This is a genomic window from Actinocorallia aurantiaca (assembly GCF_039533685.1).
In the GTDB taxonomy this organism is placed as follows: Bacteria; Actinomycetota; Actinomycetes; order Streptosporangiales; family Streptosporangiaceae; genus Actinocorallia; species Actinocorallia aurantiaca.
Genome location: NZ_BAAATZ010000012.1, coordinates 231,450 through 254,976, shown reverse-complemented (window position 1 = coordinate 254,976; position 23,527 = coordinate 231,450). Strand labels below are relative to the sequence as shown.

Annotated in this window: 21 protein-coding genes; 6 read left to right on the top strand and 15 right to left on the bottom strand. The window is 72.7% G+C overall.

Features of this window, described 5'->3' with window-relative positions:
* Positions 1–5 precede the first annotated feature (5 nt).
* The 4 genes from ABD327_RS16265 (at position 6) to ABD327_RS16250 (ending at position 5,368) form a co-directional block, all read left to right on the top strand.
* Positions 6–2,573 carry a helix-turn-helix transcriptional regulator gene (locus tag ABD327_RS16265; RefSeq protein WP_344451222.1) on the top strand — a complete coding sequence of 856 codons (2,568 nt, stop codon included), beginning with the start codon at positions 6–8 and terminating at the stop codon, positions 2,571–2,573.
* A gap of 114 nt (positions 2,574–2,687) precedes the next feature.
* Positions 2,688–3,371, top strand: coding sequence for a RibD family protein (locus tag ABD327_RS16260; RefSeq protein WP_344451221.1), 684 nt, complete (start codon positions 2,688–2,690; stop codon positions 3,369–3,371).
* Entirely contained in the window at positions 3,364–3,804 is a 441-nt protein-coding gene (locus ABD327_RS16255) for a cytidine/deoxycytidylate deaminase family protein (protein ID WP_344451220.1), read from the top strand. The genes ABD327_RS16260 and ABD327_RS16255 overlap by 8 nt, the downstream gene beginning before the upstream one ends.
* 130 nt (positions 3,805–3,934) lie before the next feature.
* A complete protein-coding gene (locus ABD327_RS16250; RefSeq protein ID WP_344451219.1) occupies positions 3,935–5,368 on the top strand; it encodes an aldehyde dehydrogenase in 1,434 nt (477 codons plus the stop codon).
* 73 nt (positions 5,369–5,441) lie between these two features.
* Here the strand turns inward: ABD327_RS16250 and ABD327_RS16245 are convergent, their stop codons facing one another.
* The 12 genes from ABD327_RS16245 to ABD327_RS16190 all read right to left on the bottom strand — a co-directional run bounded on the left by ABD327_RS16245 (position 5,442) and on the right by ABD327_RS16190 (position 18,112).
* A complete protein-coding gene (locus ABD327_RS16245; RefSeq protein ID WP_344451218.1) occupies positions 5,442–5,759 on the bottom strand; it encodes a GroES family chaperonin in 318 nt (105 codons plus the stop codon).
* Positions 5,760–5,784: 25 nt separating this feature from the next.
* Positions 5,785–6,591: a S1 family peptidase gene (locus ABD327_RS16240; protein ID WP_344451216.1), complete on the bottom strand. Its 807-nt coding sequence runs from the start codon at positions 6,589–6,591 to the stop codon at positions 5,785–5,787.
* A gap of 5 nt (positions 6,592–6,596) precedes the next feature.
* The gene (locus tag ABD327_RS16235; RefSeq protein WP_344451215.1) at positions 6,597–7,355 is read right to left on the bottom strand and encodes an SDR family NAD(P)-dependent oxidoreductase; all 759 of its coding nucleotides are present in this window, start codon (positions 7,353–7,355) and stop codon (positions 6,597–6,599) included.
* Positions 7,356–7,359: 4 nt separating this feature from the next.
* The gene (locus ABD327_RS16230; protein WP_344451214.1) at positions 7,360–8,778 is read right to left on the bottom strand and encodes a flavin-containing monooxygenase; all 1,419 of its coding nucleotides are present in this window, start codon (positions 8,776–8,778) and stop codon (positions 7,360–7,362) included.
* A gap of 92 nt (positions 8,779–8,870) precedes the next feature.
* The gene (locus tag ABD327_RS16225) at positions 8,871–9,818 is read right to left on the bottom strand and encodes a diacylglycerol/lipid kinase family protein (protein ID WP_344451213.1); all 948 of its coding nucleotides are present in this window, start codon (positions 9,816–9,818) and stop codon (positions 8,871–8,873) included.
* A 255-nt stretch (positions 9,819–10,073) separates the two neighbouring features.
* Positions 10,074–11,165, bottom strand: a complete 1,092-nt coding sequence (locus ABD327_RS16220; RefSeq protein ID WP_344451586.1) for a VWA domain-containing protein — start codon at positions 11,163–11,165, stop codon at positions 10,074–10,076.
* Between the two features lie 59 nt (positions 11,166–11,224).
* Positions 11,225–11,368, bottom strand: a complete 144-nt coding sequence (locus tag ABD327_RS16215) for a hypothetical protein (protein WP_344451212.1) — start codon at positions 11,366–11,368, stop codon at positions 11,225–11,227.
* Complete coding sequence (locus tag ABD327_RS16210; RefSeq protein WP_344451211.1) at positions 11,365–11,502, bottom strand: hypothetical protein; 138 nt, start codon at positions 11,500–11,502, stop codon at positions 11,365–11,367. Before ABD327_RS16210 ends, ABD327_RS16215 begins: the two co-directional genes overlap by 4 nt.
* Before the next feature lie 29 nt (positions 11,503–11,531).
* Positions 11,532–14,081 (bottom strand): DUF5682 family protein, encoded by a 2,550-nt coding sequence (locus ABD327_RS16205; RefSeq protein WP_344451210.1) that lies wholly within the window; start codon positions 14,079–14,081, stop codon positions 11,532–11,534.
* 59 nt (positions 14,082–14,140) lie between these two features.
* The gene (locus ABD327_RS16200; protein WP_344451209.1) at positions 14,141–15,247 is read right to left on the bottom strand and encodes an ATP-binding protein; all 1,107 of its coding nucleotides are present in this window, start codon (positions 15,245–15,247) and stop codon (positions 14,141–14,143) included.
* A gap of 11 nt (positions 15,248–15,258) precedes the next feature.
* Entirely contained in the window at positions 15,259–16,785 is a 1,527-nt protein-coding gene (locus ABD327_RS16195; protein WP_344451208.1) for a DUF5691 domain-containing protein, read from the bottom strand.
* Positions 16,786–17,161: 376 nt separating this feature from the next.
* A complete protein-coding gene (locus ABD327_RS16190) occupies positions 17,162–18,112 on the bottom strand; it encodes an SWIM zinc finger family protein (protein ID WP_344451207.1) in 951 nt (316 codons plus the stop codon).
* Between the two features lie 70 nt (positions 18,113–18,182).
* Between ABD327_RS16190 and ABD327_RS16185 the strand changes: the two genes are divergently transcribed.
* Positions 18,183–19,163, top strand: a complete 981-nt coding sequence (locus tag ABD327_RS16185; RefSeq protein WP_344451206.1) for a cation diffusion facilitator family transporter — start codon at positions 18,183–18,185, stop codon at positions 19,161–19,163.
* Here the strand turns inward: ABD327_RS16185 and ABD327_RS16180 are convergent.
* A complete protein-coding gene (locus ABD327_RS16180) occupies positions 19,157–20,515 on the bottom strand; it encodes a serine/threonine-protein kinase (protein ID WP_344451205.1) in 1,359 nt (452 codons plus the stop codon). The genes ABD327_RS16185 and ABD327_RS16180 overlap by 7 nt on opposite strands.
* 101 nt (positions 20,516–20,616) lie before the next feature.
* Between ABD327_RS16180 and ABD327_RS16175 the strand changes: the two genes are divergently transcribed.
* Positions 20,617–21,756, top strand: a complete 1,140-nt coding sequence (locus ABD327_RS16175; protein ID WP_344451204.1) for a DUF6777 domain-containing protein — start codon at positions 20,617–20,619, stop codon at positions 21,754–21,756.
* 3 nt (positions 21,757–21,759) lie between these two features.
* Here ABD327_RS16175 and ABD327_RS16170 read toward each other — a convergent pair whose 3' ends face one another.
* Positions 21,760–22,494 (bottom strand): M50 family metallopeptidase, encoded by a 735-nt coding sequence (locus ABD327_RS16170; protein ID WP_344451203.1) that lies wholly within the window; start codon positions 22,492–22,494, stop codon positions 21,760–21,762.
* Positions 22,495–22,553: 59 nt separating this feature from the next.
* Entirely contained in the window at positions 22,554–23,453 is a 900-nt protein-coding gene (locus ABD327_RS16165; RefSeq protein ID WP_344451202.1) for a phosphorothioated DNA-binding restriction endonuclease, read from the bottom strand.
* Between the last annotated feature and the right edge of the window lie 74 nt (positions 23,454–23,527).

The window sequence follows — 23,527 nt, the reverse complement described above, 5'->3', positions numbered from 1 at the left end:
GCGCGATGGCCGTCCATGGGCGTGATCGGGAACTGGGTCTGCTGGACGAATTGGTCGTCAAGGCCCGGACCGGTCATGGCGGCGCGCTGGCCGTCCGGAGCGGGCCCGGGCTCGGACGCAGCACCCTTCTGCGCTGGGCGGCGCGCCGGGCCGCCCCCGACTTCCGGGTGCTCAGCCTTCCCGGCATCCGCGCCGAGGCGAAACTGAACCGGGCGGGCCTCGGCCGCATCCTGCCCGACATGCCGGACGATCCGCGCGATGTGCGCTGCTCTCTGGCGGAGATGGCCGAGGAACGCCCGCTGCTGTGCGTCGTGGACGACGCGCACTGGCTCGACCGGGAGTCCCTGGACGCGCTCGCCTACACCGCGCGCAGGGTGGCCGACGAACCGATCCTCATGCTGTTCGCCGCGCACAACGAGCACATCCTGATTCCCGAACGAGACCGCCTCGCCTCCATCCCGGCTCTCTCGCTGCCGCCCTTGGGCGACGAGACGAGCCGTCTGGTGCTGCGCGAGTGCGCCGAGGACATCCCCGAGGAACTGGAATCGATCCTGGTGGACCTGTCCGGAGGCAACCCCCGTGCCCTTCTGGAACTGGGACGCTCCCTCACTCCGGGGCAACTCTCCGGCACGGAACCGCCCCCGGAGACACTCCCGGCGAGCAGCGAACTGCGCGCCGTCTACCGCCGGCGTTTCTTCCGGCTGTCGGAGAGCGCGCGCCTCCTGCTCCTGATGGCCGTGGTGGACGACCATCTGGACACCGTCACGCTCGCCCGTGCTGCGGCCTCCGCCGGGCTGGACCTCGCGGAGTTGGAACCCGCCCGTGCTCTGGGACTGATCGCCGTCGAAGGAGACCACGTCACGGTCCCCGGCCGCCTCATCCGCAGCGTCCTGTACGCGGACGCCCCACTCGGCGAAAGACAGACCGCGCATCGTCTGCTGGCCGGCGTACTCGACCGCCCGGACCAGCGCGCCCGCCGCGTCTGGCACCGTGCGGCCGTCACCAGCCGTCTCGGCGACGCCACAGGTCTCCGGGCCGCGGCCCTGAACGCCGAACCCACGGAGGCCGCCCGTCTGTGGATGCGCGCCGCGGAACTCTCCGGAGACCCGGACGACCTGCTTGGCGCGGCCGGAGCGTTCTGGCGTTCCGGCGATCCCGCGCGGGCGCGCAACCTGATCCGCCGCGCACAGGCCGACCCCGGAGTCCCTCCGGGCGAAGCCGAACTCCTCTTGGGGGAGATCGAGCTGTTCGACGGCCTGCCCGGACGTTCCCGCGTCCTCTTCCAGACCGCCGCCGACCTTCTTCCTCCGGAAGGCAGGCTGGATGCCCTGGTCCGCGCGGGAGAGGCGGCCTTCCTGGCCGGAGACATGATTGCCTACCTGGAGCTGGCGGCCCAGGCGAAGGACGTACCCGGGCCGGAACTCCTCGCCCTGCACTTCGAGGGGACGTCCGCGGCCTTCGCCAACGGGGACTTCACCACTCCGCTGCGCAAGCTGCTCACCTTGCCCGTGAGCTGTCTCGACCACATCTGGGCGACCACGGCCGCCGTCCTGCTGGGCGACGACACCGCCGCGCACGAACTCGCAGGCCGCGCGGTACGCGCAGCACACGGCGGATACTCCACCCTGCGTCCCGCGGCACTCCACCTGCTCGCGCAGGCCGATGTCTGGCGCGGGCGTTTCGCCGAGGCGACGGCCTGCTCCACGGAAGGCCTCGCTCTGGCGAGAGCGATGGGCCAGGGCAACGTCGCGGCCGACCACCTGTCCCTGCTCGCTCTCCTCGCGGCCCTGCACGGGGACAGGGAGAGCTGCGAACGCCACGCCGCCCAGGCGATCCAGACGGCGTCCGTGAGAGGACTCAGCCGTTCCGAGGCGTTCATCTCCTGGGCCCGGGCCGCACTCGACCTGCTCGAGGACCGTCCCGCTGAAGCCGCGGCCCGTCTGGAGGTCATGACAGTGCATCCGGTCGTACGCGTGCTGACGACGCCGCTGTACGCCGAGGCCGCGGTGCAGTCGGGACGGCACGAGGCCGCTTCCGGAGCGCTGTACCTGTTCGACCGCTGGGCCCAGAGCACCGCCAACCCCGCCCGGATGGCCCTGGCCCAACGCTGCTACGCGCTGCTGTCGGGCAAGGACGACAAGGGCGCGGAAGAGCACTTCACCGCTGCCCTCGCGCTGCACCGCCTGGGCGGCTCCCCGTTCGAGCTGGCCCGCACCCAGCTTCTGTACGGAGCCTGGCTGAGAAGGGCGAGACGCCCCAGCGACGCCCGGATCCACCTGCGCCAGGCCCTGCACACCTTCCGGTACTACGAGGCGCCGGGATGGGCCGGACGCGCCCGCGCCGAGCTCCGCGCCGCGGGGGAGAGCAGCGCGGGTCCGCAGGGCGCCGAACCCGTCGCCGGGCTGACCGCCCAGCAGGAGCAGATCGCGCGCCTGGTCGCGGAAGGAGCCACCAACCGCGAGATCGCCGCCCGCCTGACGCTCAGCCCCCGCACCGTCGAGCACCACCTGCGCAACGTGTTCGCCAGGCTGGGCGTGCGCTCCCGGGTCGAACTGGCCAGGTTCTTCCCCTGACGAAGGGCCGGGAGGCATCCGAGCCGCCGCGCGCGGGGACGTACGGCCGGACAAGCGCAAGCGCACCAGCCCCCTTCGCGAGCCGCCGTGCGCGCGGGGACGTACGCTGGCACGGTGAGTGATCGCCCTTATGTGCTTCTCAGCTGCGCCATGTCGGTGGACGGGTACATCGACGACCTGACCGAGGAGCGGCTGACGCTCTCGAACGCGGCGGATCTGGACCGGGTGGACGCCGTCCGGGCCACGATGGACGCGATCATGGTCGGGGCCAACACCATCCGCAGGGACGACCCGTCGCTGCTGATCAAGTCGCGGGCCCGGCGGATGGACCGGATCTCCCGCGGCCTGCCCGAGGACCTCGTCAAGGTCACCGTGACCGGCGGCGGCGTCCTGGACCCGGACTCCCGCTTCTTCACCACCGGGGCGTCGCCCAAGCTCGTCTACGCGGGCGAGGAGACCGCCGAGGCGCTGGCCGCCGAACTCGGCGCCGCCGCGACCGTGATCGACATGGGGTCGCGCGTCGAGCTGCCCGTCCTGCTGGCGGACCTGGCCGCGCGCGGGATCCGCCGGCTCATGGTCGAGGGCGGCGGCACGGTGCACACCGGTTTCCTCTCCGCCGGGCTGGTGGACGAGCTGCACCTGGTGGTCGCCCCGTTCCTCATCGGCGACCCGGGCGCGCCCCGCTTCACCTACCCGAGCGTGTTCCCCCAGACCCCGAAGCACCCGATGCGGCTGGCCGAGGTCCGCAAGATCGGCGAGGTCGCCCTGCTGCGTTACACGATGGGACCCCATGACTGACGACGACCTGGGCTGGTTGGCCCTCGCCTGCGACCTGGCGAGGGAGTGCCCGCCGTCGGAGACGGCCTTCTCCGTCGGTGCGGTGGTGGTGGACGCAGGGGGCGTCGAGCTGGCGCGGGGGTACTCGCGCGAGACGGACGAGAAGGTCCACGCCGAGGAGTCCGCCCTGGCCAAGCTGGCCGGGCGCGACCTCACCGGCGCGACGGTCTACAGCTCGCTGGAGCCGTGCGCGCGCCGGCTGTCCCGGCCGAAGCCCTGCGCGGAGCTGATCATGGACCGGGGGGTCGGCCGGGTGGTCTTCGCCTGGCGCGAGCCGGCCCTGTTCGTCGAGGGGGACGGCGTGGAGCTGCTGGAGGCCTCGGGGGTGGAGGTCGTCGAGCTCTCCGCGCTGGCGGAACGGGCGAGGGAGCCCAACCTGCACCTGCTGGGATGAGACTGGAGTCTAGGCTCAAGTATCGACAATGACGTCGGGCTTGTGGAGAATCGGGGCATACGCGAGATGCGGGCCGAAGATCCATTGCGGCCGCGCCCTCCGGAAGTCCACCCCTGGTTGGAGGAACCCCTTGCACGAGTACACCCGCTTCTTCATCGGCGGAGACTGGGTCGAGCCCGCGGGCACGGGCACGATCGACGTCGTCTCCCCGCACACCGAAGAAGTCATCGGCCGGGTGCCCGAGGGCACCGACGCCGATATCGACAGGGCGGTGGCCGCCGCGCGGCAGGCCTTCGACCACGGGCCCTGGCCCCGGATGACCCCGGCCGAGCGGGCCGAGGTGATGGGCCGCCTGTCGGCGATCTACGCGGCCAACGCCCAGGCGATGTCCGACCTGGTGGTGGCGGAGGTCGGCACGCCCGCCCTGTTCTCGATCTTCGCGCAGGCGACGATCCCGCAGATGACGCTCCAGTACTACGTCGACCTGGCCGCCACCTACACCTGGGAGGACGAGCGTCCCGGCATGCAGGGCCCGGTGACCGTCGTCCGGGAGCCCGTCGGCGTCGTGGCCGCCATCTACCCCTGGAACGTCCCCCAGTTCACGCTGATCATGAAGCTGGCCCCCGCGCTGCTGGCCGGCTGCACGGTGGTGGCCAAGCCCTCCCCGGAGACCCCGCTGGACGCCTACCTGCTCGCCGAGTGGGTCAAGGAGGCCGGCTTCCCCGACGGCGTGGTCAACTTCGTGCCCGCCGGACGCGAGGCCGGCGCCCACCTGGTGGCCCACCCCGGCGTCGACAAGGTCGCCTTCACCGGCTCCACCGACGCCGGACGCAAGATCGGCGAGGTGTGCGGCCGCCAGCTCAAGCGCTGCACCCTGGAACTGGGCGGCAAGTCCGCGGCGATCATCCTGGAGGACGCCGACCTCGCCACCACCGTCGAGGGCTTCAAGCTCGCCTCGCTGATGAACAACGGCCAGGCCTGCGCCGCGCAGACCCGCATCCTGGCCCCCCGCAGCCGCTACGACGAGGTCGCCGAGGCGCTGGCCGCCATGGTCGGCGGCCTGGCCGTGGGCGACCCCGCCGACTTCGGCACCGAGATCGGCCCCCTGGTCGCCAAGCGCCAGCAGGAGCGGGTGGAGGGCTACATCCGCATCGGCCAGGAGGAGGGCGCCAAGCTGCTCGTCGGCGGCCTCGACCGGCCGTATGACCGCGGCTGGTACGTCGCCCCCACCGTCTTCGGCAACGTCACCAACGACATGCGCATCGCCCGCGAGGAGATCTTCGGCCCGGTCCTGTCCCTGATCCCCTACGACGACGAGGACGACGCCGTCCGCATCGCCAACGACAGCGAGTTCGGCCTGGGCGGCTCGGTGTGGACCGCGGACGTCGACCACGGCATCGAGGTCGCCCGCCGCGTCCGCACCGGCAGCTGCGGCGTCAACCTCTACGGCATGGACCCCAACACCCCGTTCGGCGGCTACAAGAACTCCGGCCTCGGCCGCGAGCTCGGCCCCGAGGGCCTGGAGGCCTACCTCGAGCACAAGTCCATCCCGCGCCCGGCCTGAGTGCGGCGAAGGGGCCGGACGCGCGCGTCCGGCCCCTTCGGCTTGCTCGGAAGGACCTGCTGGGGTGAAGACGTCAGAGGTAGAGGCCGGTGCCGTGCTCCGGGCGCTCGTTGGCGATCGCGTGAAGATCACGTTCGCGCATCACCAGGTAGGTGGCGCCCTGCAGTTCCACCTCGAACTGGTCGTCGGGGTGGTAGAGGACGCGGTCGCCGGGCTTGACCGTCCGCACGTGGTGACCGGCGCCGCATACCTCGCCCCAGGCCAGCTGGTTGGAGGTGTCGGAGGTCGCGGGGATGACGATGCCGCTGCTGCTGGTTCGCTCGGCTTCCTTCTCCGGCTTGATCATCACCCGGTCGTGCAGCATCTGGACTTCGAACTTCGGCTCGGACACGCCATGGATTCTACCGACCTGGGGATCAAAGCCGCTTCTCGAGGACTCCCCGGAAGGCGGAGAGCTCGGTGTAGACCCCCGGACGGCCGGGCTCGGCGCACCCGTCGGCCCAGGACGCCAGGCCCACGACCCGGTTCTCCAGCCGGATCTCGGTCTGGCCGCCGAACCGGACCTTCCTCTTCACCCGGACGACCAGCGGCCCTCCGTCGTCGAACCGGCAGGCAGCGGCCCTCGTGGAGCCCGCGCAGACCATGCCGGAATTCAGGACGCCCCCGTAGGCGGCCCGGCACTCGGCCTCGCCGACCAGGGGCACGGAGGCCTTGCGCAGGACGGCGTTCGCCGTGTCGGCCTCGTTGACCGAACCCCAGCCGAGGACGAACCCCGTGCTTCCGGTGACCTCGCCGACCTTGACCGGCTTGATCTTCTTGGCCTTCCGGGCGAGCGTCAGGACCGCGAGATCGTTGCGCGGGACCTCCAGGCCGTCGAGATCCCCCAGCCGGTGACCGGGATGGACCCAGATCTTCTTGACCTGGTAGGTCGTGCCGTTCTTCTTCTTGAGGTTCGTGCGGCCGAACGTCACCTTGAGCTGGTCCGGGGCGTACTTGAACTGGCGGGCGCAGCGCGCGGTCGTCAGGACCTTGTCGGCGCGCACCAGGACACCGCCGCAGTGCTGGCCGCCGGGCCGGAGGAAGGCGGCGGAGGAGTGCAGAGCGCCCATCCAGGGATAGGCGGTCGCCTTGACCGCGGTGCCGCCGACGACGGCGGACGCCGGAGCGCCGGAGAGCACCACGGGCAGGGCGAGGAGAGCGATGAGGGGGGTGATGATGCGCATGGCGCTCAGTCGTACCGTCTTCCGGTCTTGGAGGAGAGGATTCCGGCGAGATTGCGGGGAACGAACTTGCCCAGCCCGACGATCGTCTTGTACTGGGGGCCGGGAACCGAGACCTGAACGCCCTTCTTCAGGTCCTTGAGGGCGGAGCCGACCACGTCGTCGGCGTCCAGCCACAGCGCCTCGGGGATGCCGGAGACGTCCATCTTCGCGCGCTCGTGGAACTCCGTGTGCACGAAGCCGGGGCACAGCGCCATCACCTTGACGTTCGGGTCCTTCACGTCCTGGGCGACGGCCTGGCTGAAGCTGACGACCCACGCCTTGGACGCGCCGTAAGTGCCCCGGGAGAAGAACGCGGCCACGGAGGCGACGTTGACGATGCCGCCCTTACGGCGGTTGCGCATGCCGGGAAGCGCGGCGTACGTCAGGCGAAGGACGGCCTCGCAATGCACCTTCAGCATGCGCAGCTCCTCCTCGACGGGGACGTCGAGGAAGGTTCCCTGGTGCCCGAAACCGGCGTTGTTCACCAGCAGGTCGACACCCTGGCGGAGCCTGTCCTCCGCCCTGCTGATGCCCTGGTCGTCGGCGAGGTCGGCCTGCATGACCTCGACGGTCACGCCGTAGTCGCCGCGCAGGCGGTCGGCTGTCTCGGCGAGTTTCTCGGAGTTGCGGGCGACGAGGACCAGATCGAGCCCGTCCTTGGCGAGACGGCGGGCGAAAGCGGCACCGATGCCCGCCGTCGCCCCGGTGATGAGTGCGGTTGGCATAGGCCTACCCTACGGAGAAATCCCGCGGGTCCGGGCGGCGGGTGGCTCTGCGGTACGCAAAAGTGAAGCTCGGCCAGTTGTTGACGTGCTTGCCGTCCTCCGTCTGGTACCAGCTCCTGCATCCGGCGTCCCAGACGGTTCTGCGCATACGTTCTTGGAGGTTCTTGTTGAAGGCGTTCTGCGTCTCCTTCCGCACTTCCAGGACGCCGTCGATTTGCAGGCAGCCGAGGATGTAGCGGAACTGGCTCTCCAGCATGTAGACGATGCTGCTGTGGCCGAGATTCGTGTTCGGTCCGTAGAGCAGGTACAGGTTCGGGAAGCCGTGGACGGTCATGCCGAGATGGGCCTCGGCGCCGTCGGCCCACGCCTTGTCGAGGGTGAGCCCGTCCCGGCCGGTGACGCGCATGGGCGCGAGGAACTCCGTCGAGCGGAAACCCGTGCCCAGGACGATGGTGTCGGCCTCGCGGAAGGCGCCGTCGCCGGTGACCACGCCGTTCCGTCGTACCTCCCTGATGGGATCGGTGACGAGGTCGACGTTCGGCCGTTGCAGGGCCGGCAGGTAGTCGTCGGAGATCAGGACGCGTTTGCAGCCGAGGGGGTGGTCGGGGAGCAGCTTGCGGCGCAGCTCCGGGTCGGCGACCTCCTTGCGCAGGCGCCTGCGGTAGGAGTGCTCGATCGGCTTGAGGAGGGCCGGATGGCGGACGAACCCGAAGGCGCGGGATTCGAGCAGCAGGTAGGTCCGCAGCCGGTCCAGGTCCTGGAGGAGGGGGAGCGCGGAGTAGACGCGCCTGGCCAGGGGGCCGTAGAGGCGGTCGGGCTTGGGGATGATCCAGGTGGCCGAACGCTGGTACACGTCCAGCCGGGCGGCCTTCGCGGCCAGGTGCGGAACGAACTGGATGGCGCTGGCCCCCGTGCCGACGACGGCGACCTTCCGGCCGGTGACGTCGTGCTCGTGGTCCCAGCGGGCGGAGTGGAACACCTTGCCCTCGAAGCCCTCCAGCCCCGGCAGGTCGGGGACGGCCGGCCGGTTGAGCTGCCCGCAGGCCGAGACGAGCACCTCGGCGGCGACGGGCCCTGAGGAGGTGTCGAGCAGCCAGCGCCCGTCCTCGAAGACCGCGGAGCGGACCTCGGTGTCCAGCCGGGGCTCGAGACCGTACTCGTCCACGCAGTGCCGCAGGTAGTCGAGGATCTCCGGCTGCTCGGCGAACCGCCGGGTCCAGCCCGTCCATCGCTCGAACGAGAACGAGTACAGGTGGGACGGCACATCACAGGCCGCTCCCGGATAGGTGTTGTCCCGCCATGTGCCGCCGACCTCCGCGCCCTTGTCCAGCAGCACATGGCTGATCCCCGCCCGCTTCAGCAGGACGGCCAGCCCGATCCCGCCGAACCCGGCCCCGACGATGGCAACCCGAAAAGTATCCACTTACCCATACTGTGACGCCCCTCACGAACCGTCCAGAGCCACCACCCCACGAGAACCGCCGGACGGGGCCCGCGGACGCCGGGACGTCCGGCTCAGGTGTCGGGGAACTCGCGGGGGACCAGGACGCGCAGGGCGTTCGGGAGGAGGCGGACGCTGACGGGGGTGCGGGCGCGGAGCTCGCCGTCGACGTCCACCGCCATGGGCGGGTCGGTGACGACCTCGACGGCGTTGGTGGTGAGGAAGGAGGGCTCCGCCAGGGTGCGGAAGCGCCCGGTCGCGGCGTGCCGGGCCGTGGCCGACATCAGCTGGAGCCGCGCGTCGTCGCCGAGCTGGTAGACGGCCAGCAGCCGGTCGTCCGGGCTGGCGTCCTTGGCGATGACCCGCCCGCTGTGGTGGCTGCCGTTGGCGATGTTGAGCTGGTGGGTGACCACCTCCTGCTCCTTGCCGCCGATGGTGAGGGAGGCCTTGAAGGCGTGGTGGCGGGGGAGCTTCCACAGCGCGGTCAGCAGGTAGGACAGGCGGCCGAGATACCGCTTGAGCAGGTGCGGAACGGAGCCCGCGACCTGGACGGACAGGCCGAGGCTGACCATGTTGGCGAACGTCTCCACCGGCTCGCCGGTCCTGGGGTCGAACTCCCCGAGGTCGACGTCCGCGACCTTGCCGGAGCGGATCACCTCGACGGCGCCCTTGAGGTCCAGCGGCAGCCACAGCCCGCGCGCGAAGTTGTTCGTGGTGCCCAGCGGCAGCAGCCCCAGCGCCACGTCCTGGTAGGCCAGATGCCGGACGGCCTCCTTGAGCGTGCCGTCGCCGCCGCCGACCACGATGAGGTCGGGCTTCAGCTCGAGGGCCCGCTCGAAGACCTCCGGGAGCCGCTCCGGGTCGTGCACCGGGTGGAGCTGCACGAACCCGACGCCCGCCTTGATCAGCAGCCGCAGGGCCTCCACATAGCGGTGCCGCCCCCGGCGGGACCGGGCGTTGACGATGAGAACGGCCCGTCCCCCCGACCGGATCGCGTCCTCCAGTTCGGCCTTGCTGCGCATGGAGCGTCCATCCCGTTCAGAAGTGCCAGGCGTGACCGGGCGAAGCCCCGTACCCGCGTACCCCCATCCTACGAAGGAGAACCCGCCTCTCAGCCCCGACCCGGCATCCCGGCACCACACCTTTCTCCTCGGCCATGACCCACCCGCCCCGTGCGCGGCTCTCCACGGGAGAGCCCGAATGATCGCGAAGGCCGGGGCGGCGTTCAGACGGGGGCCCGGGACGCCTTGAAGAGGCGCGGGCGCGGTCGGAGCGGGTCAGGAGGCGAAGGGGGCGAGGTCGCGGCGTTCTATGGCGGCGGCCATGAGGTCGGGGAAGCGGTCGGGGGTGCAGGCGAAGGCGGGGACGCCGAGGGCCGCTAGGGCGGCGGCGTTCTCGTGGTCGTGGGCGGGGGCGCCGTCGTCGGAGAGGGCGAGGAGGGCGATCACCTGGGTTCCGGCGCGGGTGAGGGCGGCGGCCCGGCGCAGCATCTCCTCGCGCGGGCCGCCCTCGTAGAGGTCGCTGATCAGGACGACGATGGTCTCGGACGGGCGGGAGACGAGCCGCTGGCAGTAGGCGAGGGCGCGGTTGATGTCGGTGCCGCCGCCCAGTTGCGTTCCGAACAGCACCTCGACGGGGTCGTGGAGCCGGTCCGTCAGGTCGGCCACGGCGGTGTCGAAGGCGACGAGCGACGTTCGCAGCGCCGGCATCGAGGCGAGAGCCGCGCTGAAGACCCCCGCGTACACCACGGACGCCGCCATGGAACCGCTCTGGTCCACGCACAGGATCACGTCCCGCTGCGCGCCCTGCCTCCGCCGCCCGAACCCCACCAGCTTCTCGGGGACGATGGTGCGCTGCTCGGGCAGGTAGTTCCGGAGGTTGGCGTGCACCGTCCGCCGCCAGTCGACGTCCCCCTGCCGCCGGGGCCGCGTCACCCGGGCCGACCGTTCCAGCGCCCCCAGCACCGCCGACCGGAGCCTCTGCTCCAGCCGCTCCTCGAGTTCCCGCACGACCTGGCGCACCACCTGCCGAGCCGTCTCCCGGGCCCGTTCCGGCATCACGGAGTTCAACGACAGCAGCGTCCCCACCAGGTGCACGTCGGGCTCGACCGCCTCGAGCATCTCCGGCTCCAGCAGCAGCCGCCCCAGGTCCAGCCGCTCGATGGCGTCCTGCTGCAGCACCCGCACCACCGGGGCCGGAAAGTACTCCCTGATGTCGCCCAGCCACCGCGCCACCTGCGGCGCCGACCCCTGCAACCCGCCACGCCGCTTCCCCGCCCTCCCTCCGTACAGCGCCTCCAACGCCGAGTCCATCCGCCCGTCCGCCTTCCCCAGCGCCGTTTCGACCCCGGCGTCCTCCCCCAGGACCATCCGCCACCGCCGAGCCCTCTCGGACTCCGCCCCGCTCACGGCGCTCGCCGTCTCCTCCGTCACAGCCCCTCCTCGCGACCCGTTCCCGTACCCGGACGCAGCGCGTGACGGAAGTGGACGCAGCGGGCGATGAACCGCCGGGTGCTCTTCGACGTGGCTTCGTCGTCTTCTCTGCGTGTGGTGGTGGAGACCGGCTCGTTCACAGGGCCTCCCTGGAGTCGGTTCTGGTGTCCGGGCGCAGTGCGTGACGGAAGTGGACGCAGCGGGCGATGAACCGCCGGGTGTTCTTCGATGTGGCTTCGGCTTCGGGTGCGGTGGTCGGGGTGTGTTCGATCACGGGTCTCCTCGGGCGGGCGCAGGGCGTGGTCAGGGGCGGGTGGGGAGGAAGGAGAGGACGGTGGTGACGGCGGGGGCGGCTCGGGCGAGGTCCAGGTCCTCGGCGGGGAGGGGGGCGGGGGCGGTCAGGTTGTGGAGGCGGGCGGCCAGGGTGCGGCGTTCGGGCGGGGTGTGGGAGCCGAAGGTGCGGCGGAGAAGGGGGAGGACGGCGGTGAAGGCGTCGGGGGGCAGGGCGGTGAGCCAGGAGTCGAGGAGGGTGAGCAGGGCGGTGTCGTGGATGAGGAGGAGGGCGCCGTCGGAGAGGAGGCCCTCGAGCCAGGCGGCGGTGCGGGCGGGCGGGGTGCCGGGGGAGACGGCGCGGGACATGCGGGCGGGCAGGTCGGCCAGCCGGCCGGCGTCGTGGAGCACGCGGGTGAGGCGGCCCTCCAGCAGGCCGTGCAGGGAAGGGGAGTCCGCCAGGGAGGTCAGGGCGTCGAGCCAGCGGGCGGTGTGGGGCGGCTCGTCGAGGAGGGCGAGGGTCTCGTGGACGGTGTCGAGTCGCTGGAGCAGGTCGCGGGCCGCGCCGTCGTCCAGGGACGCCGCGGCCCGGGGGAGGCCCAGGCAGATACGGATGACCAGGCCGTCCACGACGGTGCGCAGCGGGCCGGTCGGGGTGCCGCGGACGTCGCCGTAACGCAGCGCCCGCACCAGCGGGGGAAGCGCGGCCATGAGCCGGACGGCGTCGTCGTCCGCGGTGGCGTGGGCGGAGAGCGCGCCCATCACGGCGGGCAGCGCCTCGTCCAGGTCGGCGAGCAGGGCGCGTTCCGCCAGGGCCGTCAGCTCGGGGAGGTCGCGGGCGTCGGCCGCCTCGGCCCGGAGCCTCGCGGCCGCGGCGTCGCGCACGGTGGTGCCCCACACGCCCGCCTCGATCAGGCGGACGTCGAACTCCGGATGCCAGACGCGGGTCCACGTCTCCTTGAACGTCCCCTGGGTGCGGCCCGCGCGGTCCGTGACGGGCGTTCCCCATGCGACGTCCAGGACGCGCAGGCGGTGCAGCAGCCTGCTTCGTTCCAGGTCGACGGGTTTGCGGAGGTCGAAGGAGTCCTCCCGCGGGTCGGCGGACGGCTTCATGCGCAGCCGTTTCCGCTGGGCGAGCAGGTCCTGCTGGAGCGGCACCATCGGGGTGGAGTCCGGCACGGACCCGAGCTCCTCGCCCACCACCATGCGCCGCCGGATCAGCTCCAGCGGTGGCTCGGCGCCCTCGCACAGGACGGAGAGGGTCGCCTCGGTGACCTCGTCGAGCCCGGCCAGGGGACGCCCGCGCAGCGCCGCCAGGGCCTCGGCCAGCCGCACCGCTTCGATCACGTGGGCCGACGAGACCGGCAGCCCCTCCCCGCGGAGCAGCCTCGCGCTCTCGGTCAGCCAGCGCTCGACGGGCCTGTCCCCGGCCTGGAACAGGTGCCGGTACCAGCCCGGCGACCGCACTCCCGCCCCGTAGCCGGAGTCCTGCGCCAGCCGCCCGTGCGTCCACGGAACCCAGGTCACCGCCACCTTGGCCTTGGGCAGCCCCTTCAGCGTCGCGACATCCCGCGCGGCCGGCACCGCGGCCTTCAACGCCGGCACGTGCCAGGCCCCGCACACCACCGCGACCCGCTCGAACCCCTCCCGGACGGCCTTGCGCACCGCCTGCCGCATCCAGGCCTCGCGTTGCTCCTCCCGTTCGGAGGCGGCCCGCTCCATCCCCTCCCGCAGCACGCCCATCGCCTCGGCGACCGCCCCGAACACGTCCTCCCGCCCGCGCAGCTCGATGACGTCGTCCCACCACCGCTCCGCGTCGTCGTAGCCCGCCGTCTCCGCCAGCACCCCCAGCGGATCCCGCCGAGCCCTCTCCACCAGCCCGTCCGCCTCCGCGGGGCCACCGGCCTCCGCACGCGTACCGGTCACCGCTTCGGCGGCAGGTTCGGTTCCCCCTCCGCTTTCCGCAGCGTCACCGGTCTGTACGCGCCCACCGCTCGTCCTTCCCGCGGCGCGTGCGGTTCCTCTTTCGCCTCCTGCGGGGCTGTCAGCGCGTACATATTCACCGCTTGTCGCTTCTGCGGCGCGTGCGGTTCCTCTTTCGCCTCCTGCGGTGCCGTCAGCGCGTACGTATTCGCCGCTCGCCGCCTCCGCGGCGCGTGCGGTGCCTTCTTCGTCGGCGGTGTTCGGGTCCGGGGCGCCCCGGGTGCCGGCTCGCCCGGCCGGCCTCGGCTCCGCGTCGCCTTCCGCCCGAAGGTCCTCGGGAGGTGCGGCGAGGGTGTGGGCGGCGGGGAGATCGATGAAGCGGGCGGGCAGGCGGTGGGCGTGGGCGTACCGGAGGGCGGTCCATTCGGGGCTGAAGGAGGCGAAGGGCCAGAAGGCGGCCCGCTGGGGAACGGCGAGGGTGTAGGCGAGGAGGGCGACCGGGGGGCTCATGGTGGGGTCGGCGGACAGGGGGAGGAGGGGGTCGGCCTCGGGGGGTCCCTCGATCAGGACGAGGTCGGGGCGGTAGGCCTCCAGGGCCCGGCGCAGGGCGCGGGCCGAACCGGGGCCGTGATGGCGGATGCCGAAGACCTCGACGGTCAAGCGGACCTCCGGGTGTGAGCGGGCGGGGAAGGGGACGGGTGGATCGGCGGAACAGTGGATCAGAGAGCGGTGTCCCGGCAGGCCTGGTAGAAGTCGCGCCAGCCGGGACGGTCGCGGACGACGGTCTCCAGGTACTCCCGCCAGACGACGCGGTCGGAGACGGGGTCGGAGATGACGGAGCCCTGGAGGCCCGCGGCGATGTCGCCGGGGCGCAGGGAGCCGTCGCCGAAATGGGCGGCGAGGGCCAGGCCGCCGGTGATGACGGAGATCGCCTCGGCGGTGCTCAGGGTGCCGCTGGGGGTCTTCAGGCGGGTGCGGCCGTCCTCGGTGAGGCCGGAGCGCAGCTCGCGGAAGACGGTGACGACCCGCCGGATCTCGGCCAGGCCCGTCGAGGCGTCGGGGAGCTCCAGGGCGCGGCCCAGCTGCGCGACGCGGCGGGAGACGATCTCGACCTCGTCCTCGGCGGAGGCGGGGACGGGCAGGACGACGGTGTTGAAGCGGCGGCGCAGCGCGCTGGACAGCTCGTTGACGCCGCGGTCGCGGTCGTTGGCGGTGGCGATCACGGTGAAGCCCCGGCGGGCCTGGACCTCGGTGTCGAGCTCGGGGATCGGCAGGGTCTTCTCCGACAGGATCGTGATGAGGGCGTCCTGCACGTCGGAGGGGATCCGGGTGAGCTCCTCGACGCGCGCCACCGCGCCCAGCCGCATCGCCCGCATCAGCGGCCCCGGCACCAGCGCGCGCTCGGACGGGCCCTCGGCGAGCAGCCGGGCGTAGTTCCAGCCGTAGCGGATCGCCTCCTCCGGGGTCCCGGCCGTGCCCTGCACGAGCAGGGTGGAGTCCCCGCTGATCGCCGCGGCCAGATGCTCCGACACCCATGTCTTGGCGGTGCCCGGGACGCCGAGCAGGAGCAGGGCGCGGTCCGTCGCCAGGGTCGCGACGGCCACCTCGACCAGCCGCCGGGGACCGACGTACTTGGGCGTGACGACCGTCCCGTCGGGGAGTTCTCCGCCGAGCAGGTACGTCGTGACGGCCCAGGGCGAGAGCTTCCAGCCCGGAGGGCGGGGCCGCTCGTCCAGCTCCGCCAGCCGGGCGAGCTCCTGCGCGTACTCCTGTTCGGCGTGCGGGCGCAGGACCTCGCGGTCGGCCTCGCGCGTGCCGTCGGTCATCGTCTGTCTCCTCAAGTGGTCTGTGGTGCGGCGGGCGGCCCGGGGGGCGGCGCCAGCTCCTGGAGCATGTCGCGGCGGAACCGGAGGGTCTCGGCGAGCTCGACCAGCGGCCATTTGCCGTGCCGCTCGGCCAGGGCCTGCAGCCGGGGCGCGGCCTCGGACGTGAGCCGCTCGTCGGCCAGCCGGCACAGCTGGGCGACGAACCGGGTGGAGTCGGGATCCTTCATGACGGATTCCAGCATGGACAGCACGGCTTCGGCCATCGGCCCCGTCCAGGGGGAGGGGAGCCGGGCCAGCAGCCGCAGCAGGTGCGCGTGGTCCTCCGCGGCGCGGATGAGCCCGGCCGCGGCGGCGTCCCGCTCGTCCTCGGGCAGCACCTCCAGCAGGTCGGCCAGCGCCTCGGCCTCCTCGACGACGGCCCCGTGGCCGACCAGGCTCCGCGCCCATCCGGCGGCGCCCTGCCGCAGAGCGGCCCGCGACCAGCCCAGGTGCACGTCGCGGGCGAGGTCCCCGGCGACGGGAAGCGCGACCACCTCGCCGGGGGTGAGGCCGAAGGCGCCGGTCCAGCTGTCGAGCGGGGTGCGCGCCAGGATCTCGCGCAGCCAGGCGGCCCGCACCCCGATCCTGGCCGCCGAGGGGGAGAAGGACCCCGGCGGGTGGAACGGGATGCCGTCGCGCGCCATCGCGTCGTCGTGCTCCCCGGGGAGGTCCACGACGAGGCAGTGCCGCCTGCGGGCCCGCACGGTGCGTTTCTCCAGGCGGAGCAGCCGGTGGGCGCGTTCGGCCATGCGCCGGGCGTAGGCGGAGCGGGGCAGCCGGGCGAGGAGGTCGGCGGCGTGCTGCCGGACGTCCTTGCCGCGGTCGTCCAGGGACCGTTCGAGGAACTCCTCGTCCGCCTCGGACAATCCGTGCTCGAAGGTGGCGAGGAAGGCGGCCCTGTCCGGCGCGGCCTCCCCGGACCAGCGCTCCAGGAGCTTCTCCCGGGCCGCGGCGGGGTCGTTCAGGCGCAGCGCCGTCAGGTAGGCGACCCGCTGCGCCCGTGTCCCGCCCTCCCAGTCCGCGACGGCCTCGACGGAGGCCTCCGACTCGGTCAGCAGGTACGCCCAGTCCGGGTTCTGCAGCGCCAGCCAGGCCCCGCGCTGTCCCGCGGTCCGCGCGATGAACGGCCGGATGCTCCGGTCGCCGCGCCCTTTGTCGAGAAGGTCCGGCAGGCTCCGCGCCGGCACCCGGTATCCGTGCGCGGCCGCCTCGCCGAGCCACTCGGGCAGCAGCCGGGCCCTGTCCCCGCCGAGCAGCCGCTCCAGCCGCCTGCCCGCCGCGGACGGAACCACCGGCAGCGTCTCCGCCGGCGCCGGGGCGACGGCCTCGGCCTTCCCCGGCCGCCGCCCTGCCCGCCGCTGCACCGCCAGCAGGCCGGCCTGGTCCAGCAGCCGGGCCGCCGCGTCCTCCTCGGCCAGCGGCACCTCCTCCAGCTTCGGCGCGGCCTTCCGCTGGGTCCCCAGCAGCGCCGCCGTCACATGCTCCTCCCACACGCTCACGCCGGCCGCCCTTCCGGCCTCGTGCCGTCACAGCCCCGCATCCCGACCCGGTCCGCGCCCTTCTGCGGGACGGGAGGCGCCCCGCCGGGGCGCTGCGAGGCGCAGTCGGAGCGTGGGCCGAAAGGGACGAGTGACGGGCCGGAGGGCGCGTCGGTCCGGGCGGGGTCCGCGTCGCTTCGGATCCTCGTCGGGGCGGGATCCCCCCGCAGGACGAGGTCGGGCGAGGAAACGGGGTGCGGTCGGACGTCGGTGACGAGGAGGGCCGCGGCCGCGAGGGGCGGGAAACCGGGGCGGGACAGAGGGGTGAAAGCGGGACGGGAGGCGGGGCGCGGGGGCGGGGTGGAGGGGACGGACGGGGGGATCGGGGTGCGGGGGCTCATGGGAAGGTCACCAAGCCTTCGGTGGGGTGCCAGGCGGACAGGGGGTGGAGGCCCGAGGGGGTCCATTCGCCGGAGACGGTCAGGGGGGTGCCGCCGGAGAAGGACAGGAGGCGCCACGGGTCGTGGGTGTCGAGGGGGAGGGCGTCGCCGGAGGGGTCGACCAGGTGGAGGCCGTCGGAGCGGGCCAGGCGGACCGAGGAGAGGTCGGCGGGCCAGCGGTCCAGCCAGGGGTCGTGGGAGAGGGCGGCGGCGTACTCGCGCAGGAGGTCCATGACGGTGGTGCCGGGGGGATCGGCGGGCTCGGGAGGGGCGTGCCGCAGTGCCACGGCGGCGCGCAGGGGCGGGGCGTCGGGGTGGAAGGCCAGCGAGGCGTCCACGGCGGTGCCGGGGAGGAGGTCGGGAGGGTCCAGGGGGTGGGAGGGGACGCTGAAGGCCAGGAGCAGGGCGGGGCGGCCGGTGGTCAGGCCGCGCAGCCAGGTGCGGCGGGTCAGGAGGCCGTCCTGCTCCGACTCGTGGACGCCCGAGACGTACCAGGTGTCGCGGACGTGGGGGGAGGCCAGCACCTCCTCGCGGGAGACGGTGAAGCCGACGCGGGTGCGGACGGTGGCGCGCAGCCCGGGCGGGAGGGAGTCCTGGCGCTGGTAGGCGCGGACCAGCAGGTGCAGCAGGCCGTACTCCTCCAGCAGGCGGGACGGCCAGCGCTCGCCGCGGCGGGGGACGGCGGCCAGCGGCCTCACCCGGTCGGCCAGGGCCCTGGCCTGGGCGTCGACCAGCCTCCGGGAGGCCTCGTCCCACAGGGAACGCGGCGCCCGTTCGGCGCTCGCCAGGCCGTGGGCGACCTGGTCGCGCAGCCACTGGGCGAACTCCGCGACCCCGGCGTCGACGAGCCGGGCGCGTCGCTCCGCCGTCTCTCTGCTTCCGTTGGGGATGCTCGCTCGTTCGCTCACATAATCGAATCTAGTGATGCCCCCCGACAAAATCCGGCCCCCGTTATCCTGGCCCGCTGGGGGGTGGGCGATGGGCGCGGGGCACGGGCACACGCACGGGGCGGGACACGCCGGAGGGCACGGGAGGGGACCGGCGGACCGCCGGGGCCTGGGCGCCGCGCTGGCGCTGATCGTCGCCTTCATGGCGGTGGAGGTCGCGGCGGGGCTGGCGGCGGGGTCGCTGGCGCTGCTCACCGACGCCGCGCACATGCTCACCGACGCGGTCGCGATCGCCCTGGCGCTGCTGGCGATGCGGATCGCGGCGGTCCCGCCGAAGGGCGGCTACACCTACGGGCTCAAACGCGCCGAGATCCTCTCGGCCCAGGTCAACGGGCTCACGCTGCTGCTGCTCGCCCTCTCCTTCGGCTACGAGGGCGTGCGCCGGTTCCTGGCCCCGCCGGAGGTCGAGGGCGGCCTGGTGCTGGTCACCGCGCTGGCCGGCATCGCGGTGAACCTGGCCGCGACCTGGCTGATGAGCCGCGCCGACCGCTCCAGCCTCAACGTGGAGGGCGCCTACCAGCACGTCCTGAACGACCTGTTCGCCTTCGTCGCCACCGCCGTCGCGGGCGGCGTCGTCCTGCTGACCGGCTGGCACCGTGCCGACGCGGTGGCGTCGCTGGCCGTCGCCGTCCTCATGGCGAAGGCGGGCTACGGCCTGGTCCGGGACTCGGGCCGTGTGCTGATGGAGGCGGCCCCGGCCGGCCTGGACCCCGCCGAGATCGGCGGGACGATGGCCGAGCGGCCCGGCGTGCTGGAGGTGCACGACCTGCACGTCTGGGAGGTGACGTCGGGCTGCTCGTCTCTATCGGCGCACGTCCTGGCCGAACCGGACGGCGACCGCCGCGCCGTGCTCCTCGATCTCCGGAGAGTCCTCCGCGAACGGTACGAGATCACCCACACCACCCTCGAGGTGGACCACCCGGCGGAGGGCCCGCACTGCGGCGAGTCCCACGGCCCGCGGCACGTCCCGCGCCGCGTCCTCGTCCCGGGCCAGGGCGCCGGCCGTCACTGAGCGGAGGTCTCCGGCCTCCTCTCGCGCCCGCGCGCCAGCGCCAGCGCCAGCAGCCCGATCACCAGGAGGGGGGAGAGCACCTGCAGGACGACGGTCTCGGTGCGCGGCGGCACCTGGCCCAGCGTCGCCAGCCACACCGCCACCCGGACGAGGCGCACCACGATGATCGTCCAGACACCGGAGGCGAACCCCCTCCAGGCCGCCAGGATCCCGAACAGCGTGATGACCGCCAGCGAGGTGTAGACGAGGGACAGCACGAGCGCCCACTGCTGCCGGATCTCGGTGACGGTGCCGCCGGCCAGCACCGACAGGGACGCCATGTCGAGCAGCGACACCAGGGAGACCAGCGCCAGCCCCAGGAAGAGGGGGACGGTGCGGCGCAGCGGCCCGTGCCCCTTCTTCCCGCCGGTGAGCCCGCCGAGGTCCTCGGTGTGGTCCACGTCGGTGGCCGGGTTCCCCGTGAGCACCGGCTCGACCCGGGTGGACGGGTCGTCGACCGCCGTGACGTCGTCCTTCCTCCCCGCCGCCGGGATGGAGGACAGGACGATCTCCGGACGTTCGCCCAGCAGCCGCCACAGCAGCTCGTCCGCGGTGGGCCGCGCCGCCGGGTCCCTGGACAGGCAGGCCAGGACGGGGCGGGCCAGCTCCTCGGGCAGCCCGCCCACGTCGGGCTCCCCGTTGCGCATCCGGTTCAGCATCACGTAGACGTCCCCGTTGCCGAACGGCGTGCGCCCGGTCGCCGCGAACACCATGGTCGAGCCCCAGGCGAACAGGTCGCAGGGCGGCCCCACCACGTATTCGGTGAACTGCTCGGGCGCCATGTAGGCGGGGGTGCCGATGAGCTGCCCCGTCATGGTGTGCTCGACGTTGTCGAGGGCCCTGGCGATGCCGAAGTCGATGACGCGCGGCCCGTCGGAACCCATGAGCACGTTCGGCGGCTTGAAGTCGCGGTGGACGACGCCCGCCTGGTGGATGGCGGTCAGCGCGGTGGCGGTGCCGACGGCGAGCCGCATCAGCGCCCCGTCCTCGCGCGGCCCCTCCTCGCGCACGAGCTGCTGGAGGGACGGCCCGGGCACGTACTCGCTGACGATGTAGGGCCGGTCCCCGTCGAGGTCGGCGGCGTGGACCCGGGCGGTGCAGAACCCGGCGATCCTCTCGATGGTCGTCAGCTCCCGGACGAACCGGGCCCGGGCCACGGGGTCGCGGCTGAGCCTGGCGTGCAGCAGCTTCACCGCGACCCGTCCCCGGGGCCCCTCGCCCAGGAACACGGTGCCCTGGCCGCCTTCGCCGAGCCTGCCGGTCAGGGTGTGGTCGCCGAGCCGGTCGGGGTCTCCTGGTTCCAGCGGAAGCACGCTCTCGTCCCCCTGTCGAAAACCTCTCGAGAGTTGTGCACTTTTCTTCTCTATGAGACATCAAAGTGGAGAGGAGTACCAATCCCGGACGGGGGCTCTAGATGAGCACGAAGACGAGGACGGCGATCATCGCGCTCTTCCTCACCTTGATGTCCGTGACGGCCTGCGGGGAGGCCGGAAGGACGATCACCCGGTTGGCGGTCGGCGATCCCGGCCCCGACCCCTACACGCTGGCGGCGAGCGCAGACGACGACGCCGAGGTCGACCGCAGGGCCGCGTCCGGCGGGGAGGTGAAGGGCGACGCCCCCGGCCTGTACGGCGGAACCCGCAAGGCCTCTTCCTGCGACAAGGCCGCGCTGGTGGAGTTCCTGCAGGTCAACACGGACAAGGCCGGCGCGTGGGCGGGGGCCCTGGGCATCGCGGCCGGGGAGATCCCCGCGTTCGTGGAGGACCTGACCCCCGCGGTGCTGCGCGTCGACACCCTGGTCACCAACCACGGCTACCGGAACGGGACGGCGACCGGGGCTCCCGCGGTGTTGCAGGCGGGGGTCGCGGTGCTGGTCGACCGGAAGGGGATGCCGGTGGTGAAATGCAACTGCGGTAATCCCCTGACGCCTCCCGATGAGGAAATCGATCCGAAGGACAGCAAATTCAAGGGGGCCTCGTGGCCACAGTTCAATAGCGAGAAAGTGACGGTGATCGAAACCCCCGCGCAGGAGGTGGAGACCCTGACGCTGGTGGACTCGGAGTCGGAGACGGCGTTCGAACGCCCCGTGGGAACCGGAGGGGACGAGGACGGCGAGCCCGAGCCGATCCCGGCCGCCGCCCGGTCCGAGCCTCCGGTGTCCACAAGCGGTCAGCCCACCGGCGGCCCCTCGACGGACGGGCCCGGCCGGAGCGGGACTCCGGGGAAGCCCACGAAGAGCGGCGCCCCGACGATCCCCGGGGAGTCCGCGGAGCCGGAGGAGAGCACACCGTCCGTGAACCCCGGAGACGGCGTCACGGAAGGGCCGGCCTCCGAACCCGCGACGGCGGACCCCCAGAAGCCGGAGAGCCCGAAGACCCAGGTGGAGGAGACCGCCGAGACGGGTGAGACGGGCGGGACGACGGAGGTCGCCACCAGGCCCGCCGAGGCCGAGACGACGCGGCAGGAGCCCGAACAGCCGGAGAAGACGGAGGAGGCACAGCCCGCGTCGAAGGAGCCGGAGCCCGGCCCCGGCCCGGAGGTCACCGCCGGGTGATCCTCACGGGGCCGTCCAGCTGAAGGAGGGCGCCTCGAAGGTCTCGGCGGGGATCAGCAGGTTCCCGCCGAGCACCAGCGAGGCCAGGGCGACCAGCCCGAACACGAACACCCACACCAGCCCCGGCACCCCGGTGAGCTGGGAGAGCTGGTCGGCGTCGGAGCTCGGCGCCTGGCGCATGGCGCGCAGCCGCTGCAGTTCGATGACCGGCCGCGCGCCCGCCAGCAGCAGGAAGGACGCCCCGAAGTAGGCGAAGGCGGCCTGGACGTCGGTCGGCGCGAACCAGGAGACGGCGAAGATGATCCCGCCCGTGGTCACCACCGAGACCACGCCGAAGACGTTGCGGATCATTACCAGCATCCCGGCCAGCAGGAGCAGCGAGAACCACAGCATGAGGGTGATGCGCCCGAGCTCCAGCAGCCAGGCGAACAGCAGGCCCAGCAGCGGGGGCGCGACGTATCCGGCGAGCGCGGTGAGCACCATGCCCGCCCCTTCGGGCCTGCCCCGGGAGACGGTGACGCCCGAGGTGTCGGAGTGCAGCCGGATGCCGTCGAGCTTGCGGCCGGTGAGCAGCGCCACGAGGGCGTGCCCGCCTTCGTGGGCGATCGTCACGATGTTGCGCGACACCCGCCAGGCGGGCCCGTAGGCGACCAGGAGGAGGGCGAGCACGGCCGCCGCCGCCACGATCCACATCTCGGGGTCGGCCTGTGGCTCCCAGAGGTCACTGAACTCCGTCATATTTCGCGTTCCGCCCTTCACGTGCGCCCAGGTTATGACGTGCGGCGCCGTCCGCGGGTTCAGATCCGGGCCGGTCCCCGGAAGACCTGCCGGGTGTGCCAGTCGACGTTGCGGACGTCGGGCCGGGCGAAGCCCGTCTGCGGAGGGGCGACGCCCTTGCCGTTCAGTTCGCTCACCATCCGCCGGGAGGTCTCGGTGGTGCCGACGAAGTGCCGCGAGACCAGGATCTTCCCGGACGGGACGACGCCCAGCACGCCCTTGTCGAACAACCGGTGGTGGAGCGCGCACAGGCACAGGCAGTTGGTCAGGTCGTCCTGCCCGTCGAAGGCCCACCAGCGCAGCCGCGCCACCTCGAGGCCGATCACGCTGTTGCCGATCCAGCCCTCGTAGCCGCAGAACGCGCAGCGGCAGTCGTAGGCCACCAGGATCTTCTGCCGGAGCGTCGGGTCACGTTCGGCGCGGGGCAGGTGGTCCTTCAGGTACGGGGCGATCGCCGCGGTCTGCGCGATCTCGGGCATGAGTCCGGAGGCCGAGCACAGGTCGGGGTGGAGGCTGGGCTCGAAGTTGGTGTCCAGCAGGATCCGGACGATCTGCGACATCAGGGCGGGGTCGGCCAGCATCTCCTTGGCGAACTCCGGCATCAGCCTGCCGTGCACGTCGCCGGCGGTCATCAGGTCGCGGTCGGCTCCCGGGCTGGGCCTGCCGCCCGCCGCGGCGACCTCCCACAGGCCGTCGGAGGCCAGATGGTGAAAAGGGTAGGCGGGTCCCGCCAGTTTCGGCGGCCCGAACTCGGCGAAGAGCAGTTCCAGCGCCGGTTCGGCCTCGCGGAAGCGGACGGGCTTGAAACCGGTCCGCTGCAGTTGCCCGATCGCGTAGAGGAGGAGGAGCGCCTTGTGGGGATCCCGTTCTCCGCCTCGGGTCCAGCGCCGCAACCTCGTGACGCGCTCCAGCCACTCCATTGGTGAATCGTAAAACTTTTCACGGCTATTGTCCCGGTCCATCAGGTTACAAGTGCGCACCTCATCAACCGATG

What these genes read in the sequence shown, in the direction of transcription:
- ABD327_RS16175 (WP_344451204.1), top strand. Translation starts at nt 20,617, where the DNA reads ATGAGCACGAAGACGAGGACGGCGATCATCGCGCTCTTCCTCACCTTG.
- ABD327_RS16200 (WP_344451209.1), bottom strand. Translation starts at nt 15,247, where the DNA reads ATGACCGACGGCACGCGCGAGGCCGACCGCGAGGTCCTGCGCCCGCAC.
- ABD327_RS16235 (WP_344451215.1), bottom strand. Translation starts at nt 7,355, where the DNA reads ATGCCAACCGCACTCATCACCGGGGCGACGGCGGGCATCGGTGCCGCT.
- ABD327_RS16185 (WP_344451206.1), top strand. Translation starts at nt 18,183, where the DNA reads ATGGGCGCGGGGCACGGGCACACGCACGGGGCGGGACACGCCGGAGGG.
- ABD327_RS16165 (WP_344451202.1), bottom strand. Translation starts at nt 23,453, where the DNA reads ATGGAGTGGCTGGAGCGCGTCACGAGGTTGCGGCGCTGGACCCGAGGC.
- ABD327_RS16225 (WP_344451213.1), bottom strand. Translation starts at nt 9,818, where the DNA reads ATGCGCAGCAAGGCCGAACTGGAGGACGCGATCCGGTCGGGGGGACGG.
- ABD327_RS16265 (WP_344451222.1), top strand. Translation starts at nt 6, where the DNA reads ATGGCCGTCCATGGGCGTGATCGGGAACTGGGTCTGCTGGACGAATTG.
- ABD327_RS16220 (WP_344451586.1), bottom strand. Translation starts at nt 11,165, where the DNA reads ATGGTCCTGGGGGAGGACGCCGGGGTCGAAACGGCGCTGGGGAAGGCG.
- ABD327_RS16240 (WP_344451216.1), bottom strand. Translation starts at nt 6,591, where the DNA reads ATGCGCATCATCACCCCCCTCATCGCTCTCCTCGCCCTGCCCGTGGTG.
- ABD327_RS16255 (WP_344451220.1), top strand. Translation starts at nt 3,364, where the DNA reads ATGACTGACGACGACCTGGGCTGGTTGGCCCTCGCCTGCGACCTGGCG.
- ABD327_RS16170 (WP_344451203.1), bottom strand. Translation starts at nt 22,494, where the DNA reads ATGACGGAGTTCAGTGACCTCTGGGAGCCACAGGCCGACCCCGAGATG.